The sequence below is a fragment of the Microbacterium sp. LjRoot205 genome (assembly GCF_056175745.1).
The window spans coordinates 51,062-69,441 of the sequence record NZ_JBGFFH010000003.1; the positions used below are offsets into that span (position 1 = coordinate 51,062).

The 18,380-nt window shown below is 64.7% G+C and carries 14 protein-coding genes; 13 read left to right on the top strand and 1 reads right to left on the bottom strand.

The window, feature by feature from the left end; all coding sequences use genetic code 11:
• Nucleotides 1-5 precede the first annotated feature (5 nt).
• The 12 genes from AC04ME_RS08250 to AC04ME_RS08305 all read left to right on the top strand — a co-directional run bounded on the left by AC04ME_RS08250 (nt 6) and on the right by AC04ME_RS08305 (nt 11,723).
• Nucleotides 6-1,610 carry an ABC transporter permease subunit gene (locus AC04ME_RS08250; protein ID WP_056373897.1) on the top strand — a complete coding sequence of 535 codons (1,605 nt, stop codon included), beginning with the start codon at nt 6-8 and terminating at the stop codon, nt 1,608-1,610.
• Nucleotide 1,611: 1 nt separating this feature from the next.
• Nucleotides 1,612-2,535: a sugar ABC transporter permease gene (locus AC04ME_RS08255; RefSeq protein WP_400866113.1), complete on the top strand. Its 924-nt coding sequence runs from the start codon at nt 1,612-1,614 to the stop codon at nt 2,533-2,535.
• Between the two features lie 72 nt (nt 2,536-2,607).
• Nucleotides 2,608-2,760: a hypothetical protein gene (locus tag AC04ME_RS08260; RefSeq protein WP_153302240.1), complete on the top strand. Its 153-nt coding sequence runs from the start codon at nt 2,608-2,610 to the stop codon at nt 2,758-2,760.
• 132 nt (nt 2,761-2,892) lie between these two features.
• On the top strand, nt 2,893-3,933 hold the full coding sequence (locus tag AC04ME_RS08265; protein ID WP_042538699.1) for a hypothetical protein: 1,041 nt from the start codon (nt 2,893-2,895) through the stop codon (nt 3,931-3,933).
• A 68-nt stretch (nt 3,934-4,001) separates the two neighbouring features.
• A complete protein-coding gene (locus AC04ME_RS08270) occupies nt 4,002-4,433 on the top strand; it encodes a hypothetical protein (RefSeq protein WP_475434506.1) in 432 nt (143 codons plus the stop codon).
• Nucleotides 4,434-4,492: 59 nt separating this feature from the next.
• The gene (locus tag AC04ME_RS08275; RefSeq protein WP_475434508.1) at nt 4,493-5,140 is read left to right on the top strand and encodes a spermidine/putrescine ABC transporter substrate-binding protein; all 648 of its coding nucleotides are present in this window, start codon (nt 4,493-4,495) and stop codon (nt 5,138-5,140) included.
• 213 nt (nt 5,141-5,353) lie between these two features.
• Nucleotides 5,354-5,722 (top strand): 30S ribosomal protein S12, encoded by a 369-nt coding sequence (gene rpsL, locus AC04ME_RS08280; RefSeq protein WP_042538704.1) that lies wholly within the window; start codon nt 5,354-5,356, stop codon nt 5,720-5,722.
• Between the two features lie 5 nt (nt 5,723-5,727).
• Nucleotides 5,728-6,198 carry a 30S ribosomal protein S7 gene (rpsG, locus tag AC04ME_RS08285; protein WP_042538706.1) on the top strand — a complete coding sequence of 157 codons (471 nt, stop codon included), beginning with the start codon at nt 5,728-5,730 and terminating at the stop codon, nt 6,196-6,198.
• Nucleotides 6,199-6,282: 84 nt separating this feature from the next.
• Nucleotides 6,283-8,400, top strand: coding sequence for an elongation factor G (gene fusA / locus AC04ME_RS08290; RefSeq protein WP_042538708.1), 2,118 nt, complete (start codon nt 6,283-6,285; stop codon nt 8,398-8,400).
• 148 nt (nt 8,401-8,548) lie between these two features.
• The gene (gene tuf, locus AC04ME_RS08295; protein ID WP_042538710.1) at nt 8,549-9,739 is read left to right on the top strand and encodes an elongation factor Tu; all 1,191 of its coding nucleotides are present in this window, start codon (nt 8,549-8,551) and stop codon (nt 9,737-9,739) included.
• A 193-nt stretch (nt 9,740-9,932) separates the two neighbouring features.
• Nucleotides 9,933-10,601 carry a VanZ family protein gene (locus tag AC04ME_RS08300; RefSeq protein WP_475434511.1) on the top strand — a complete coding sequence of 223 codons (669 nt, stop codon included), beginning with the start codon at nt 9,933-9,935 and terminating at the stop codon, nt 10,599-10,601.
• 111 nt (nt 10,602-10,712) lie between these two features.
• The gene (locus AC04ME_RS08305; RefSeq protein WP_475434512.1) at nt 10,713-11,723 is read left to right on the top strand and encodes an alginate O-acetyltransferase AlgX-related protein; all 1,011 of its coding nucleotides are present in this window, start codon (nt 10,713-10,715) and stop codon (nt 11,721-11,723) included.
• Nucleotides 11,724-11,838: 115 nt separating this feature from the next.
• On the opposite strand, the gene AC04ME_RS08310 is transcribed toward AC04ME_RS08305, so the two are convergent.
• Complete coding sequence (locus AC04ME_RS08310; protein WP_475434514.1) at nt 11,839-13,980, bottom strand: hypothetical protein; 2,142 nt, start codon at nt 13,978-13,980, stop codon at nt 11,839-11,841.
• Between the two features lie 219 nt (nt 13,981-14,199).
• On the opposite strand from AC04ME_RS08310, the gene AC04ME_RS08315 reads away from it, so the two are divergent.
• Nucleotides 14,200-18,300, top strand: a complete 4,101-nt coding sequence (locus AC04ME_RS08315; protein WP_475434516.1) for a glycosyltransferase — start codon at nt 14,200-14,202, stop codon at nt 18,298-18,300.
• Nucleotides 18,301-18,380 lie beyond the last annotated feature (80 nt).

The window sequence follows — 18,380 nt, forward strand, 5'->3', positions numbered from 1 at the left end:
ACGAGATGACAGAACTCGCTGAGCCCACGGCTCCACTGAACAAGCGCCAGCGCCAGGCGGCGAAGATCGCCGAGGCCGCGTCCGGGCCCATCGGCTGGATGCTGCTGAAGATCCTGCTGCTCGCCATCGTCGACGCCATCGCGCTGTACGCGGCGTTCGTCCTCTTCGGCCAGCAGGAGTGGCTGGTGCTCGGCCTGGTCGTGGCCGTCACGGTGCTCGTCAACTACATCTACTTCTCGCGCAAGCGAATTCCCGCGAAGTATCTGACCCCCGGCATCATCTTCCTGATCATCTTCCAGGTCTTCACACTGCTGTACACGGGGTACATCGGCTTCACGAACTACGGCACCGGGCACAACGGCACGAAGGACCAGGCGATCTCGTCGCTCCTCGCCTCCGCCCAGGAGCGTGTCGAGGACTCCGCCACCTATCCGGTCACGGTCGTCGAGCAGTTCGGCACCTATGGTCTGCTCGTGACCGACCCCGAGTCGGGTGACGCGCTGCTCGGCACCGCTGAGCAGCCCCTGCAGGAGGTCGACGCCGAGTTCGAGGGCGATCAGGCCGTAGCCGTCGACGGCTGGACCACGCTCCCGCTCGCGAAGGTGTTCACCCTGTCGGAAGAGCTCGAGCAGCTCTCGGTTCCCTTCAGCGACGACCCCAATGACGGCAGCCTGCGCGCCCCCGACGGTCAGAAGGGATATCTGTACGTCTCGACGCTCGAGTACGACGCAGACGCTGACACCATCACCGACACGACGACCGGCGCGGTGTACTCCGACACCGGTCAGGGGTCGTTCATCGCCGAGGACGGCGCCGAGCTGCTGCCCGGCTGGCAGACCACCGTCGGCTTCGACAACTTCGTTCGCGCGGTGAGCGACGAGAACATCCGCGGTCCGCTCATCTCGGTGACGATCTGGACCTTCGTGTTCGCACTGCTCTCGGTCGCGACCACGTTCTTCCTCGGACTGCTGCTCGCACTGGTCTTCAACAACACGCGGATGCGGTTCCGCAACGGCTATCGGATCATCCTGATCCTCCCGTATGCGTTCCCGGCGTTCCTGTCGGCCCTCGTCTGGGCAGGCATGATGAACGAGAGCTTCGGATTCATCAACCAGGTGATCTTCGGGGGAGCGGACATCCCGTGGCTCACCGACCCGAACCTCGCGAAGGTGTCGGTGCTCCTGGTCAACCTCTGGCTGGGCTTCCCCTACATGTTCCTCGTCTGCATGGGCGCCCTGCAGGGCATTCCCGAGGACGTCAACGAGGCGGCGGTGATGGACGGCGCGAACCCGTGGCAGGTCTTCCGCCGCATCAAGCTGCCGCTGCTGCTCGTGACGGTCGCGCCGCTGCTGATCTCGTCCTTCGCGTTCAACTTCAACAACTTCAACCTGATCTACATGCTGACCAAGGGCGGGCCGCGGTTCGAGGACGTCAGCATCCCGGTCGGGCACACCGACATCCTGATCTCGATGGTCTACAAGGTGGCGTTCACGGGTCAGTCCCGCGACTACGGCCTCGCCTCCGCGTTCACGATCCTGATCTTCATCGTGGTCGCGACGATCTCGATCATCAGCTTCCGCAAGACCAAGGCCCTCGAGGAGCTGAACTGACATGAGCACCACGGACACCGGCACCGCCCGCCCCGTCGCCGTCGCGCAGGACCTCGCGCCCCGTCGCCGCAGCTTCGGCGCGTGGTTCGCAGACACCGGATGGCGCCATGTGGTCGCCATCGTCGTGAGCGCCTTCGCGCTCTTCCCGCTGCTGTACGTCGTCTCGGCGTCTCTCAATCCGAAGGGCACGCTGACCGGCTCGAACCAGCTCTTCTCCGCGTTCGGCTTCGACAGCTACGTGCGCATCCTCAGCGATCCGCAGAACCCCTACGGCCTGTGGTTCCTGAACACGCTGGTCATCGCCGTGGTGACCGGCGCCGTGACCGTCTTCATCGGCGCCCTGGCTGCATATGCCTTCTCGCGCATGCGCTTCGCCGGCCGTCGCATCGGCCTCGTGACGATCGTCGTCGTGCAGATGTTCCCGCAGCTCCTGGCCGTGGTGGCGATCTTCCTGCTGATGTCGACGCTCGGGGACTGGTTCCCCGCCATCGGCCTGAACACGCACACCGGTCTGATCCTCGTCTACCTCGGTGGCGCGCTCGGCGTGAACACCTACCTGATGTACGGCTTCTTCAACACCCTCCCGATGGAGCTCGACGAGGCCGCCCGCATCGACGGCGCCGGTCACGCCCGCATCTTCTTCACGATGATCCTGCCGCTGGTCGCCCCGATCCTCGCGGTGGTCGCGCTGCTGTCGTTCATCGGCACGGTCAACGAGTACGTGATCGCGAGTGTCATGCTCGTCGACGTCGACCAGCAGACCCTGGTCGTCGGCCTGACGAAGCTCGTCGCGAACCCGCGCTACGCCGACTGGTCGGCGTTCTCGGCTGGCGCGGTGATGGCGGCGATCCCGGTGATGATCCTCTTCCTGTTCCTTCAGCGGTACATCGTCGGCGGGCTGACGGCCGGCGCGACGAAGGGCTGACCTGCGGTCGTGGTCGCATCGTTCGCGGCGTTGCGACCGCCGGCGCGGCGCCGGCGGTCGTAGCGTGATGGCATGACGCGTGTCGCGGGGCGAAACGCGGTGATCAGCTGGATCGCCGCAGTGCTGTGCATCGGCGTGGTGGGCGCCCTGATCTGGTTCTCGATGCCGATCGTGCCGGTCGTCGCCTCGTTCATCGGCGACGCCCTCCGCGCCACCCTTCGCTGACGGTGCCGTCGCATCTCGTCCCGAGGACGAGATGCGTGATCACGGGCTCAGCGACACGTCGGCACGCCTCCGTCGGGGCGCGGGCGCGCGGCGGTAATCTCGCAGAGCACACATCCGATGAGAGGCGCACCCATGAGTGACCCCGAGGTTCCACAGCCCGAGCGGCCGAAAGACGTCAACGACGTCGTCGACAGCGCGAACGCTGGACTCGACGACGCCGCCGCAGCGAGTGCAGGCGTGCACGGCACGCCCGCGGACCCCACGCACGAGACGTCGGCTCCCGCTCCGACCCAGCCCGCCGTCGACCCCGATGTCGCCGCATTCGAGGCTGCCGAGAACGAACACCCCGGCACCTTCGCGACGCCGGAGCTCAACGACCCGAAGTACCTCGACGACGCAGACGACACGACGAAGTCGTGGAACACGGATGCCGACGCGACGAAGTCCTGGAACACGGACGCCGACGCGACGGCCGCGTACACGCCGCCGGCCGCGCACGAGCAGTCCGCCCTGGCCGGAGCCGCGTACTCGTCGGCCGACCAGACGGAGACCCGGATCGTCCCGTCGGAGCCGGCAGCCGCCGAGCCGGTCGTCGTTCCGATCCAGCAGCAGCCGATCTTCGTCCAGGCTCCCGAACCGCCCCGTGAACGAGGCAACCGCGGCACCGCGGGCGCGATCGGCCTGCTCGCGACCATCGCCTTCGCGATCCTCTACCTGGGCGCGACGCTCGGCCTCCGTGCCGTCGCGGGTGACATCACCGGCGAGAACATCGGCGAAGCCGCTCTCGCTCCGCTGATGACCTGGGGCTACTGGGTTCCGGTCGTCGGGTTCTTCCTCGGCTTCTGGCTGCTCGGCGCCTTCATCAACCGCGGACGCTGGGGACTCTGGGTGGTCTTCGGCATCATCGTCGGTCTCATCGCCTATGGCGGGCACATTCTCGGGGCGCTCTTCGAGGCGCCGTTCTGGCTGCTCACCGCCCGGGAGGGCAGCGAGCTCATCGGAGCGCAGCTCTTCCACCCGCTCGCCATCGCGGCATTCGTCTTCGCCCGTGAGCTGACCATCTGGTTCGGCGCATGGGTCGCCCGCAGCGGGGCACGCAAGACCGAGCTCAACGCCGAAGCGCAGCGCGAGTACGAGCGCACGCTCGAGGCCGGCCCGACGCTGGCGAGGTAGTCACGAACATGTCGTCGCCGAACCCCCGTGGACCCGAGTCCCCGGGGGTTTCGGTCATTCTGGCGCTGGTGCTCGCCACCATCAGCTTCTTCGCGCTGGCGGTGTTCGGCCTCGGCGCGGTGAGCATCGCCACCGACAGCGACATCATCGCCGTCCCCGGTCTCGGTCAGCTGCCCGGCGCGATCGGGATGCTGGCGGCCGTCGTGGCGTTCGCGCTGTCGCTGTGGTCGTCGCTGCGGCGGACGCAGCCGTCGTTCGTGTCGGCGCTGGCGGTCGCATTGGCCACGGCGCTCGCGCACCTGGTCGTCGTGTGGATCGGCGTCATCGCCGCCAGCGGCGACATCATCGTCGCGACGGTCGTCGCGGGTGACCTCGTGCGCGGGGGAGCGAGCGCGGTGCTCCTCGTCGCGTCCGCGATCGCGGCCTGGGGCGGCATCGCGCTCCGGCGCACGCGTGCTCAGCATCCGCAGTGGCCGTGGGAGCGCGAAGAAGACGAGTGACGCCCCGCCGTGGCGTGGAAATCTCCACGTCGGCGGCGGCCGCGCCGTACGCTCTAGGTGTGGAGCGCTCGTTGGAGACGCAGGTCGACCAGGCCGTCGAGGCCTGGTTGCGCTGGGTGCCGCGCTGGGAGCCGKCGACCCATCGCGGTCGGGTCGCGCCCTGTCGACGTTGTCTGGGGTCGCCGATCCTGTCTGCGGCGGGCATCGGCTCGAACACGCCGCACGGTGTGCAGCACGGTCTCTCCACGCGGATCAAGACGATCGTCGACCACGCCGTGGCCGAGTACACCGCCAGGAACCTGCCGATGCTGCAGCGCGAACTCGATCAGCAGGCCGCGCGCAACCGGGCACGCAGCTACCGCCCGGCCGACGGTCTGGATCCCGAGTTCGACGGGCTGCCGCTCGACCCCGAGCCGGTTCCGGGCGCACCGTTCCTCTTCACGATCGCCGGCATGGCCGACGAGGCAGTCGCCGATCTGCCGCCTCTGCCCCCGTTGAGCGACGAGGCGAAGGTCGCCCTGCGTCAGGAGGTCGCCCTCGCCGACGAGTACGCGAACATGGTCGGTCGCGAGATCTGCGGCATCCTGCTGCGCCACCGCATCTACATCCAGGCTGCGATCTCGCAGCATGTCGAGCCGCAGATCGAGGCGCTGCTGGCTGAACTCACCGACTCGCTCGACTCCCCGTTCGACGCGGATCAGTCGTAGATCGCTGCAGCCCTCATTTGACCACCACGTTACGTGGCATTACACTTGATCAGGTGTGTGCACGTCTCGACGTGCGCGCTGGGCGTCGGCACCATGCCGGTCCGCCCCCACGGCATACCCACCACCACAAAGGCACGTCGATTCCGGCGTGCCGGTGGGTCACTGATGTGAAACCCATCACGCTGTCACCGTGCAGCATTATGAGGAGAGAACGTGCCAACCATTCAGCAGTTGGTTCGCAAGGGTCGCTCGCCCAAGGTCACCAAGACCAAGGCGCCCGCACTCAAGTCGAACCCGCAGCAGGCCGGGGTCTGCACCCGCGTCTACACCACCACCCCGAAGAAGCCGAACTCGGCGATGCGCAAGGTCGCTCGTGTGAAGCTCCGCAACGGCACCGAAGTGACCGCGTACATCCCGGGTGAGGGTCACAACCTCCAGGAGCACTCGCTGGTGCTCGTCCGCGGTGGTCGTGTCAAGGACCTCCCCGGTGTTCGCTACAAGATCGTCCGTGGCGCCCTGGACACCCAGGCCGTCAAGAACCGTAAGCAGGCTCGCAGCCTCTACGGCGCAAAGAAGGGCTGAGTCCAATGCCTCGTAAGGGTCCCGCCCCCAAGCGTCCCGTCGTCAACGACCCGGTATACGGCGCTCCGATCGTCAGCCAGCTGGTCAACAAGATCCTGGTCGACGGCAAGAAGTCGCTCGCCGAGTCGATCGTCTACAACGCCCTCAAGGGCGTCGAGGCGAAGAACGGTCAGGATGCCGTCGCCACTCTGAAGAAGGCGCTCGACAACGTGCGCCCGACTCTCGAGGTCAAGAGCCGCCGCGTCGGTGGCTCGACCTACCAGGTTCCGGTCGAGGTCAAGCCGCACCGCGCGAACACCCTCGCGCTGCGCTGGCTCGTCAGCTACGCCAAGGGTCGTCGTGAGAAGACGATGACCGAGCGTCTCCAGAACGAGATCCTCGACGCGTCGAACGGTCTCGGTGCAGCGGTCAAGCGCCGCGAGGACACGCACAAGATGGCCGAGTCGAACCGCGCGTTCGCTCACTACCGCTGGTAAACAGCTTCGCCTGCCCCCGGCCACACGCCGGGGGCAGGCACCCCCTCTTCGCAGTACGACTGCCAAAAAGATAAGGACACTCCTGTGGCACAAGACGTGCTCACCGACCTGAGCAAGGTTCGGAACATCGGCATCATGGCTCACATCGATGCCGGCAAGACCACCACCACCGAGCGCATCCTGTTCTACACGGGCGTCAACCACAAGCTCGGCGAGACCCACGACGGTGCCTCGACCACCGACTGGATGGAGCAGGAGAAGGAGCGCGGCATCACGATCACGTCTGCCGCCGTGACCTGCTACTGGAACAAGAACCAGATCAACATCATCGACACCCCCGGTCACGTGGACTTCACGGTCGAGGTGGAGCGCTCGCTCCGCGTCCTCGACGGTGCTGTCGCAGTGTTCGACGGCAAGGAGGGCGTCGAGCCCCAGTCCGAGACCGTGTGGCGTCAGGCTGACAAGTACAACGTCCCCCGCATCTGCTTCGTCAACAAGATGGACAAGCTCGGCGCGGACTTCTACTTCACCGTCGACACCATCATCAACCGCCTCGGCGCCAAGCCGCTGGTCATCCAGCTGCCCATCGGTGCAGAGAACGACTTCGTCGGCGTCATCGACCTCGTCGAGATGCGTGCTCTCGTCTGGGCTGGTGACTCCAAGGGTGACGTCACCATGGGCGCCTCCTACGAGGTCCAGGAGATCCCGGCCGACCTCAAGGACAAGGCAGACGAATACCGTCAGCAGCTCCTCGAGACCGTCGCCGAGACCGACGACGCTCTGCTCGAGAAGTTCTTCGGTGGCGAAGACCTGACCGTCGCCGAGATCAAGGGCGCGATCCGCAAGCTCACCGTGGCTTCCGAGATCTACCCGGTCCTCTGCGGCTCGGCGTTCAAGAACCGTGGCGTCCAGCCGATGCTCGACGCGGTCGTCGACTACCTGCCGAACCCGCTCGACGTGGGCTCGATCCAGGCTCACGACCCTAAGGACTACGACACGATCATCGAGCGTCACCCCGACGCGAAGGATCCGTTCGCCGCTCTCGCGTTCAAGGTCGCGGTGCACCCGTTCTTCGGTCGCCTCACCTACGTGCGCGTCTACTCGGGCCAGCTCGACTCCGGAGCCCAGGTCGTCAACTCGACCAAGGGCAAGAAGGAGCGCATCGGAAAGATCTTCCAGATGCACGCCAACAAGGAGATCCCGGTCCCCTCGGTCACCGCGGGCAACATCTACGCGGTCATCGGTCTGAAGGACACCACCACCGGTGACACCCTGACCGACCCGGCCTCGCCGGTCGTCCTCGAGTCGATGACGTTCCCCGAGCCCGTCATCGAGGTCGCCATCGAGCCGAAGACCAAGGCCGACCAGGAGAAGCTGGGTGTCGCCATCCAGAAGCTCGCTGAGGAGGACCCGACCTTCCGCACGGAGCTCAACCCCGAGACCGGTCAGACGACCATCAAGGGCATGGGCGAGCTGCACCTCGACATCCTCGTCGACCGCATGAAGCGCGAGTTCAACGTCGAGGCCAACGTCGGCAAGCCGCAGGTCGCGTACCGCGAGACGATCCGCAAGGGCGTCGAGAAGTACGACTACACGCACAAGAAGCAGACCGGTGGTTCGGGTCAGTTCGCGAAGATCCAGTTCAACATCGAGCCGCTCGACCTCGACGACGAGAAGACGTACGAATTCGTCAACTCGGTCACCGGTGGTCGCATCCCGCGTGAGTACATCGGCTCGATCGATGCCGGCTTCCAGGATGCGATGAACGTCGGCGTGCTCGCCGGATACCCGATCGTCGGCGTCAAGGCGACGATCGTCGATGGTGCTGCTCACGACGTCGACTCTTCGGAGATGGCGTTCAAGATCGCAGGATCCATGGGTATGAAGGAGGCTCTTCGTCGGGCCAACCCCACGCTCCTCGAGCCGCTCATGGCGGTCGAGGTGCGTACTCCCGAGGAGTACATGGGCGACGTCATCGGTGACCTGAACTCGCGTCGCGGCCAGATCCAGTCGATGGAAGACGCCGCCGGCGTCAAGGTCGTCCGTGCGCACGTGCCGCTGTCCGAGATGTTCGGCTACATCGGCGACCTGCGCTCGAAGACCTCGGGTCGCGCCGTCTACTCGATGGAGTTCAACAGCTACGCTGAGGTTCCCCGCGCTGTGGCCGACGAGATCGTCCAGAAGCACCAGGGCGGCGAGTAACACTTTCCTGGGAGCCGGGTTTCGGCTCGGCTCCCAGGTCACCTACAACTTCACATTCCCTCTCTACTAAACTGAGATTCACACCCGTAGAGAACCGGTCGCAAACCAGTGCCCGGCACCCTCTACATGACGTCCTGAGGAGGACCCAGTGGCTAAGGCCAAGTTCGAGCGGACCAAGCCGCACGTCAACATCGGAACCATCGGTCACGTTGACCACGGCAAGACCACGCTCTCCGCAGCGATCTCGAAGGTGCTTGCTGACAAGTTCCCGTCTGACACCAACGTGCAGCGCGACTTCGCTTCCATCGACTCGGCGCCGGAAGAGCGCCAGCGTGGAATCACCATCAACATCTCGCACATCGAGTACGAGACCCCGAAGCGCCACTACGCGCACGTTGACGCCCCCGGCCACGCCGACTACGTCAAGAACATGATCACCGGTGCTGCTCAGATGGACGGCGCGATCCTCGTGGTCGCCGCCACCGACGGCCCGATGGCTCAGACGCGTGAGCACGTGCTGCTCGCCAAGCAGGTCGGCGTGCCGTACCTGCTCGTCGCGCTGAACAAGTCCGACATGGTCGACGACGAGGAGATCCTGGAGCTCGTCGAGCTCGAGGTCTCCGAGCTGCTCGCTTCGCAGGGCTTCGCCGAGGACGCTCCTGTCGTCCGCGTCTCCGCTCTCAAGGCCCTCGAGGGCGACGAGAAGTGGGTTCAGTCGATCCTCGACCTCATGGAGGCCGTGGACGAGAACGTTCCGGACCCCGTGCGCGACAAGGACAAGCCGTTCCTGATGCCCGTCGAGGACGTCTTCACGATCACCGGTCGTGGAACCGTCGTCACCGGCCGCGCCGAGCGTGGCACGCTGGCCATCAACTCCGAGGTCGAGATCGTCGGACTCCGTCCGACCGTCAAGACCACGGTCACGGGTATCGAGATGTTCCACAAGCAGCTCGACGAGGCATGGGCCGGCGAGAACTGTGGTCTCCTGCTCCGTGGTACGAAGCGTGAGGACGTCGAGCGCGGTCAGGTCATCGTCAAGCCGGGTTCGGTCACGCCGCACACCGACTTCGCCGGTACCGCGTACATCCTGTCGAAGGATGAGGGTGGGCGTCACAACCCGTTCTACACGAACTACCGCCCGCAGTTCTACTTCCGCACCACCGACGTCACCGGCGTCATCACGCTGCCTGAGGGCACCGAGATGGTCATGCCCGGCGACACCACTGACGTGACGGTCGAGCTGATCCAGCCGATCGCCATGGAAGAGGGCCTCGGCTTCGCCATCCGTGAGGGTGGACGCACCGTCGGCGCCGGTACGGTCACGAAGATCATCAAGTAAGCATCTGCTTTGTCGCACAGGGGTCGGGCCTTCGGGTCCGGCCCCTTTGTCGTACCCGGGTGCGGACATGTCATGTGCGCGCGGGTTCTCGGCGACTTCGCGGTGAGACGCGACTCGTGACGGATAACATGGCCCGAGCCTGCCCGCGGGCATCGCCGTCGCCCGACCTCGGGCGTGAGAGAGGAACGCGACCATGACACAGATCCAGGTGGGACCCCCGCCGCCGCGAAGCCACGCGCGGCTGTGGATCTCGACGCTGCTGCTGATCGTGTACTCCGCGTTCGTGCTGCTGGTCACGATGTGGCCGCAGCCTGAGCAGCTCGAGTTCGACAGCATCGCGGGGCGTGTGCTCCGTGCGCTGCACAACCTCGGCGTGCCCGAGCGATTCGACTACAACGAACTCGAGTTCGCCGCCAACATCGGCATGTTCGTGCCGCTCGGCTTCCTGCTCGGTCTCGCACTCGCACGTAAAGCGTGGTGGGTCGCGATCTTCCTGCTGCCGGCCTTCTCGGGAGCGATCGAGTTCACGCAGGGCATCGCGCTCGACGAGCGCGTATCGACCGTGCTCGACGTGCTGGCGAACACGATCGGCGGATACACGGGCCTGTTGCTGGCGATGATCCTCAGGGCGATGATTCACGCCAGGGATCGCACCATGATCGAACGCGAGCTGTGGGAACGTCGTGCCGCTGCGGCCGAACTGCAGCGGCAGAACGCGGCGCGCGCGGTTGCTCGCGCGTCACAGCCGGCGCCGCACGCGCAGGCGCAGGTGTGGGCTGAGGAGCCCGATCCGGTGACCCGTGTGCTGGACGCGGACTTCTGGGAGACCGGTGACGCGCCTACCGTGCGGATTCCTGTGTAGCGGCGCGAGCCGTGCTTACGGGTCCGGTGCAGCGCGGGGGCCAGTTCGACTACAGGCAGGCCGATAGGATTTCGTGGGCTGGACAACCAGCATCCTGACCGGAGGTACGCCATGAACGCCAGAGATCAAGATCGAGGGACCCTTTCGGACTGGCGTATCGAGAACGACGTTCTGGTGTCGAGCAGCGGAGTCGCGTTTCTCGCCGGCGGAAATCAGCAGCCGCTCAAGTATGCGACCGGCGAGCTGACACCGGCGCCGGAGTCCGTTCGCGTCTTCTCTCGCAACCTCGAGGCTCGCGCTGCCGACACCACCACGCGAGGTGTGGGTTACGCGCATGTCATCTTCCCAGACAAGCAGTCCGTCCTGACTGAGGACTTTCCGTTCCAACCGGTCGTCCGGTTGGGAGAGACGTATCTGGAGCAGCTTCCGGCGACGATGGTTCCGCGCGTCGTCTATCCCGTGAACCAGCTTCGGCAGCAGCCCAACAGCAGTTTGCCTCTTGACACCCATCTGTCGCACACAGGCTCGCTCGTCGTCCTGCGCGAGATGATGGCGGCTGTCGGGGTGGAGGCGCCCGAGGCACTCGATCGAGTCGCGAGTCGGATCATGCGACCACGCCGGTGGTCAGGAGATCTCGGGAGCAAGTTGAATCCGGAGCGCTTTCAAGAGGCACTCCAGCTCCATCCTGATTGGGAAGTGCAGGAGTTCAACAGCGGAGGCGGCTTCAACGACGGGATGATCGACATCCTCCTCAGTCCGGAAGCGCCGATCAACAAGACGGTCCTGTTGTTCGGAGACTCCTTCTTCAGGCTGATGCTGAAACATCTGAGTGGAGTCTTCACCCGGGTGGTGTGTCTGAGGACCAGGTTCTATCACCGCGAGATGGTCGAACTGATCGAGCCTGACCTTATCTTCACCGGGAACGCCGAGCGTTACCTTTCTCGCGTCTACTCGGACGAGAACGCCTTGCCGTTCGCGCTCTACCGTGCGTCACGTGGTATCGCAGAGCCCTTTGAGCCCGAGTTCCTCGAGGCCTGGAGAAGCATCAGCTCACCGCGCGCCGCGCAGTCGCGAGCGTTCCTTGCCGACCGGCGGGTTCCGCGCGGTACGTCCCGGTCGTAAGAGGGCATTCTGGCGGGTTGGCGACGTCCCCGATCGGGGAACCCACCATCGAGGGCAGCTGCCACCCGTGCCGGTGGACTCTCGTGTTCGTTTGCGAAGACAGTCAGGCGCTTGATCACGCCGTCCGCGTGTCTCCCTTCCGCAACGAATCCAGTTCGCGCCGTGCTGTGCGTAGCTCGGCTTCGAGTCTCCGGTTCTCGCTGGCTGCCTGCCGTAGTTCGAGATGAAGATCGTAGACGTCGGTGTCTCTCGCAAAAGCCGCGTCGTTTCCAGTCGCGGCATCGATGACGAGGTCGGGCACGTCCACTACGGGAACGCCATCGAGCGTGTCGGAGGCAGACATATCGACAAGCGCTCCTTTCTGACGTCCGTCGAAAAGCGCTGTGGTTCCTGACTTCGCGCGCAATACGGTTCGGGCCTCGAGGGTTTCCGTTCCCGCCGCCGCGTTGAACTTGAGCGGGAGCTCGTAGCCGTGCGAGTAGCACAGGGACGTCAGCAGCGAATAGAGCCGGGTCATCTTGATCGAGGGGATGTCCGCGCGCGCGGTGGTGATCGCGGATCGTGTCTTCTCTTTGTCGAAGTAGTCCCATAGCGGACTCGATCCGCATTCGTCGATGATCTGAAGAAAGCGCCTCTGCAAGGGGGACTTGAAGAACAGCGCGGACTGCCAGCCCGATGCCGATACAAGTTGGCGAGTGTTCCGCACGGGGGGGACATGGACGGCACTGCAACCCGCGTTCAGTTCCAGACCCTGATGCCAACCGTGTTCAGCGAACGGCAAGTCGACCAGGTTGAAAGCGCTTCTCTTGATGATCTCGTAATGAATGCGCTCGTCGTTGCGCCATTCCTGCGGCGCCAGGAAGGAGAGGTCGATCAGATCCGGGTCGTAGAGAGGATGCACCGGGTGGCTCGCCCACAACGCCCCTTGGGAAAACTGAGCGCTTTCCCAAGACTGCATGCCCTCGATGCGGAAGACCCCTCCGAGCTGAGCCACGCTGGCACCGCTGTCGACGTAGTAGCGTGCACGGTCAGCCAGCTGTTCTCTGAGCTCGGCGGCAGCGTCGGTCCGCAAGAGATCGTTGGGGTCGACATTGTTTCCTGCAAACATCCTACGAGCGAAGTCCTCGGGGGAATCATAGGGAGTGCTGAACCACTTGTCCCGATACACCTCACCCACGTGGCCCTGGAGCAGGACCGCGGGCGAAATGCCCGGGCTTCCTCCACCATCCCAGACCGGCAGCATTCCGTCGTAGCGGAAGACCGCTCCAAGTCGCTGCCTGAATATGTCTCCGGAGGAGAAGCTCGCCGGCTTGGGAATGTTGTTGGTGAACTCCGCGCCGATAGCGTCCGCCACGCTACGTCCGACAGCCACGTCTGGGTGGTCAGGGACACCGTTCGAGAAAGCCGAGAGGGTGGTTGGCAGCGGCCCGGTCATGGTGGCCAGAGCGGCGATGGCTCGTGAGTCGCGACCACCCGTGAGCGCCAGATTCACCCTCGCTCCCGTGTCGAACACTGCTCTGAGCGAGGCAGCCATCTCGCCGATCACACGGTCCAGCACCGCCTCCGGGTCCCGTTGAAGTTCTGCCCGCATCTCGCCGCCGTCTTGCCGATTCAGATACGAGAGGGGGCGCTGATGGACCAGGACTCGGCTGTCTTTGACCCCGAGCCAGCCGCCTTGCGGAACGCGACGAATGCCGCTGACGAGGGTGTCCTCGCCCAGCGGCCAGAAGGCGATGGCCTGCCAAGCGAGGCTTCTGAAATCGAAGCCCAAGTGCGGCACCAAAGCCTGAATCAGACGGGGCCGCGTCGCGACGATGCTTGTCCCGTCTGACGCCTGGTGGTAAAAGAGCGGAACCATGGACAGGGGGTCGCTGACGAAGGCCGCGTCATCTCCATCGAAGTGACAGATACCGTAGTCGCCGGCGAGGCGTTCGCGCAGGGTCGGCGAGCCTCCGCCTCTGATCTCGCGGGCGATCGCCTCGGCAGGTAGGAGATGCGCGTCGTCCCGCCCGCGCCTGATCGCGTGGCCTTTGAGGAGGGTGACGGCTCCGTCTCGATCCGTGTGCCTCTGGTCGCCGGCACGATAGAGGTGAGTCGAGCGTGAGAACTGCATGGCTGCCATGCGTCGGTTCGCTGAGACGAACCGCTCCGTGCCTTCAGCGCGATACCCCAGCGCCGCGATCAGGGCAGACGCCCGGTTGTCGACGATCTGCGCAGCCTGGCCGGTCCGATCACTGATGAACACGTAGTCGCTCATTGTTCAGCCACTCCCCATATCTCCGTGTGTAGGCGTGTCTGCCTTCAGTAGCGTACATGCGTGCGCTGGCGCCCGACCTTCCCTCGCGAGCTGCCCGAGGGACACCACAGGGGGGTGCGGATCCTGGTCGGGCAAGGCCGTGCGATACTCTGGCTTGGGCTCGTGATCCGTTAAGGCAGGTCTTCTGCGCGCCGTACTAGGAGGGGTGGAGCTGCCGAAATGACAGCACTGATCGGAGTGATCGACGGTTTCAACGGGCGGGGTGTATTCGGCTGGGCTCGTCGTCACGATGACGAAGCGAGCCTTCGCCTCGACATCAAGCTCGACGGCTTGCTCGTTGCCGAGAACGTCCCCGCTGATCGGTTGCGAAAGGACCTGGTTTCCGCCGGTGACACGCACGGCAGGCACGGCTTCGTGTGGGAACTCCCCGCATCCGCGACCTTCGGGGATCGGGTGAAGGTCGCAGTGTTGGCGAGCGGATCGGGCGAAGTGATCGCAGAGCGAGAGTTCGGGGCGCCTTTCAGCGGCACGCCCTGGCGCGGTGCCATCCGCGAGCCCAAGAAGGGGGCGCTGAGCGGCTGGGTGAAGCTGAACGGCAGGAACGACCCGGTCGTTGCCGACGTGTACCTGGACGAACATCGCGTGGCTTCAGGTTTCATGTGCGACCGCGCAGTTCCGGAGCTCGCCACGGAAGACGGAGCGGGAGCATGGGGATTCAACGTTCCCATCGGCCGATTCCGCACCTCGTCAGAATCTGTCGTGGTGTCGCTCCGCGATCCCGCAGACGGGTCGATCATGCTCGAGAGAGAGGTGAGCACCGCAGCCCTCAAAGACTCGTACCGCGGCAGCCTCGAAGTCACCGACGCCGCTGACGTGCGCGGATGGGCCATCAATGAGAACTGGCCGGACGACGTCTTCGATGTGGAAGTGCTTCTCGACGGTCATCCATATCTGACGGTCAAGAACTCGCTACCCCGAAATGACTTGCGCAAGGCTGGTCTCGCCAACGGTCAGGGCGGAGTGAGATTCGCCAATCCGCTGCACCGATGGGTCTCTGACGGTGCTGAGCACGCACTTTCGCTGCGGTTCCCGGACCAGACGACGAGCGACGACTATCGCTTCAGCTCGCACCCGCGCCAGTCACAGGGGGGAAGCGTCCGCTTCGAGGAGCCTTCGCACCGTGGGGTGACCATCATCGTCCCGATCTACAACGCGCCGGACGATCTGTCGGTTTGTATAGAGCGTCTCTTGGCTCACACCCCTGGATCTGCCAGCATCCTGCTGATCGACGACTGCTCACCTGATGCACGGGTGAAGGAAGTACTTGCTCGCCACCGCGACAACACGAGGATCAGAATCCTCGCCAACGAGACGAACATGGGATTCACGAGGACTGTCAACCGGGGGATCGTCGAAGCCGGGGACGACGACGTCGTGCTCCTGAACTCCGACGCGCGAGTGACACCCGGATGGCTCGACGGCATGCTCGCGGCCGCCGCCAACTCGCCTCGGACCGCGACAGTGACCGCCATGTCTGACCGAGCCGGAGCGTTCTCGGCGCCGCGAATCGGAAACGAGAATCCACTGCCGGCGGGGGTCGACGAGATCGCCTATGCGCGCGCGTTCCGCCGAGAGTCGGTGAGGGTGTATCCGAGAGTTCCCACCGGCAACGGTTTCTGCATGTGGATCAGCCGACTCTGCATCGAGGAGATCGGACCGCTCGATGCGCAGGCTTTTCCACGTGGTTACGGCGAAGAGAACGACTTCTGCATGCGCGCAGGCCGAGCCGGTTGGATCCATGTCATCGATGACAGCACCTATGTCTTCCACGATCGATCGAAGAGCTTCGGTGATAGCAAGACCGAGCTGCTCGCCGCGGGCCGAGCGGTTGTAGACGCTCGATACCCTGAATACAAGCATGCGATCCGCGTTTTCCGAGAGAGTCCGGAGATTGCGATCGCGCGAAACCGCGCACACGTGGCGCTGACCGTGGCATCCACGAGCACTGTGGCGCTTCCGCGCGTCCTCTATGTCATTTCGACGACGACGGGTGGGACGCCTCAGACGAATGCGGACCTCATGAACGCGCTCGACGATGCCGTGGAGCCTTGGGTGCTGCGCTGCGATTCGCGGGAGATGACATTGAGCCGGGTTGTCGACGGCGAGCTGCACCCAGTGCACACACACGAACTGGACCACGAGCTCGAGCCGATCGGTCACATCTCGCCCGAGTACGACAGCGTGATCGGGACGTGGCTCAGGCAGTGTGACTTCGACATCGTACACATCAGACATCTTCTGTGGCACTCGTTGTCGCTGCCGGGGATCGCGACTCAGCTCGGGATGAAGGTCGTCGTGTCGTTTCACGACTACTACGCATTGTCTCCCAATCTGAAGTTGATCGATGATCGGGGCACGTACCTGGGCGACGAGTACGTCGGGTCCGGTTCGGTGTACCGCGATTCCGGCTGGCCGGTACAGGACTACCCGACACCGACAGGCGACTGGCTGCAGTGGTGGCAGGATCGTTTCTGGCGTGCGATCCGGATGTGCGACGCATTCGTCACCACGTCGGAAAGCGCCCGCGACCTGATCCTCTACCACTTTCCCGAGATGGATCCCGAACGGTTCAGTGTCATCGAACACGGCCGAGACTTCGACGTCCTCAGGTTCGTCGCCGCGCGCCCGGTATACGGAGAGCCCCTCAGAATTCTGGTGCCAGGGGGCATCAACGCGGCAAAGGGAGCGGAGATTCTGCGCTCGATGGCGGACGCCGATGCCCATGGACAGATCGAGTGGCACATTCTCGGACCGATAAAAGAGAAGTTCGAATCCAAGGGATCACGCGTCGTCTACCACGGCGCCTACAAGCGTGAGAACTTCGGCAAACTCGTCGAGAAGATCGCGCCCCACGCGGGAGCGGTGCTCTCGATCTGGGACGAAACCTACTGCCATACCCTCACCGAGATGTGGAGCGTCGGCATTCCCGTCTTCGTTCTCGACTTCCCCAACGTCGCGCAGCGCGTGAGACGCTTCACCGCGGGGTGGGTGCTCGACGGCATGGACGGGCCTTCGCTGCTCAGCCAGATGACGGAGGCGCTCTACGATCGTGAAGCACGCGTGAAGGCTCTACGCGGTGTCAGCGATTGGCAGCACGGTTGGGGTATCGCCTGGACGACGAAGCAGATGGCGGTCCGGTATCTCGATATCTATCGTCGAGTTCTCGCCGGATCCGAAGTCGATTCGTCTGACACGCTCCGAGTCGGTGTTCTTTCCCGTTCTTCACGCGACCTCACGCGAGCCCCTGCGTCGACATATGCCCGTCTGTGGGAGCGCACGCGAAACTCGGTGGCCCGCGATGTGGACTTCCTGCGGGTCACCCCCGACGGCGCGATCGCATCTGTGCGTCAAGGCCTGGTCGATGGATTGATCGTGCAGCGCGACGCGGTACCCGCCGCAGCGGTCACTGACCTCATCACGGCGCTCGACGCCGCCGGCGCAGCGCTCGTGATCGAGGAAGTCGGCGAGCTGATGCCTGCAGACTCCGAGAGCGGTGCGCGCCTGAGAGATGACGCGGATGCACCTGCGCCCATGGGGCTGCTGCGAAGTGCGACGGCCTTCTCGGTGTCGACAGAAGCGGGCCGTGACCGATTGGCGGACATGGATGCACCAGTTGAGGTCTTCCCCGCCGCGCTGAGTGATCGTCTGTGGAGCGTGCCGGTCAGCTCGCGGGTGCGAGACGGCAAAGTCCGCGCCCTCTATTTCGGAGACCGTACACACCGGGCGAATCTCGATCTCGTGCTCCCCGCCCTCGATGCGTTCGCGGCCACACGCCCCGACTTCGAACTCATGCTGATCGGAATCGCCCACGAAGACGAGGTGGAATCTCTGCGAGACGGTCGTCCGTGGCTGCAGAGCGTCGAGGTGCCGGAGAGCGCTCGGCAGTTCCCCGAGTCCGTCGAATGGCTACATGAATGCGCCGAGCGAAGCGACTTCGCGATCGCGCCCTTGACGGGCACGGAGCTGGATACGTCCCTGGCTGACCTGAAGCTTCTCGAACATCTCGCCATGGGACTGCGTACCATCGGCAGCGCCGTCGGGCCGTACCGGGAGACGTCAATCCCCGGGATCACAGTGGTCGCGAACTCGCACGAGGCATGGGTTGACGCCCTCCGTCGCATGTCCGCCGAAGTGGAGGCCGAAGGATCGCGTATTGACGGCCGGGTCTGGTTGGTCGAGAACGGCATGCTCTCGGATCAGCAGCCGCGCTTCGATCAATTCCTGAGATCAGCCGTGATCACCGCGAGAGCCCCGCACTAGGGCGGATTATCGCGGGCGACCGAGTCGGCTCCTTCGCACGGGCCGACAGCGGGTGTCCGCGCTGCGGGCCCTGACCCGGC

Excerpts from the sequence above, each read along its gene's own strand:
- AC04ME_RS08310 (WP_475434514.1), bottom strand. The coding sequence starts at position 13,980 with ATGAGCGACTACGTGTTCATCAGTGATCGGACCGGCCAGGCTGCGCAG.
- AC04ME_RS08300 (WP_475434511.1), top strand. The coding sequence starts at position 9,933 with ATGACACAGATCCAGGTGGGACCCCCGCCGCCGCGAAGCCACGCGCGG.
- AC04ME_RS08260 (WP_153302240.1), top strand. The coding sequence starts at position 2,608 with ATGACGCGTGTCGCGGGGCGAAACGCGGTGATCAGCTGGATCGCCGCA.
- rpsG (WP_042538706.1), top strand. The coding sequence starts at position 5,728 with ATGCCTCGTAAGGGTCCCGCCCCCAAGCGTCCCGTCGTCAACGACCCG.
- AC04ME_RS08265 (WP_042538699.1), top strand. The coding sequence starts at position 2,893 with ATGAGTGACCCCGAGGTTCCACAGCCCGAGCGGCCGAAAGACGTCAAC.
- AC04ME_RS08315 (WP_475434516.1), top strand. The coding sequence starts at position 14,200 with ATGACAGCACTGATCGGAGTGATCGACGGTTTCAACGGGCGGGGTGTA.
- AC04ME_RS08255 (WP_400866113.1), top strand. The coding sequence starts at position 1,612 with ATGAGCACCACGGACACCGGCACCGCCCGCCCCGTCGCCGTCGCGCAG.
- AC04ME_RS08305 (WP_475434512.1), top strand. The coding sequence starts at position 10,713 with ATGAACGCCAGAGATCAAGATCGAGGGACCCTTTCGGACTGGCGTATC.
- AC04ME_RS08250 (WP_056373897.1), top strand. The coding sequence starts at position 6 with ATGACAGAACTCGCTGAGCCCACGGCTCCACTGAACAAGCGCCAGCGC.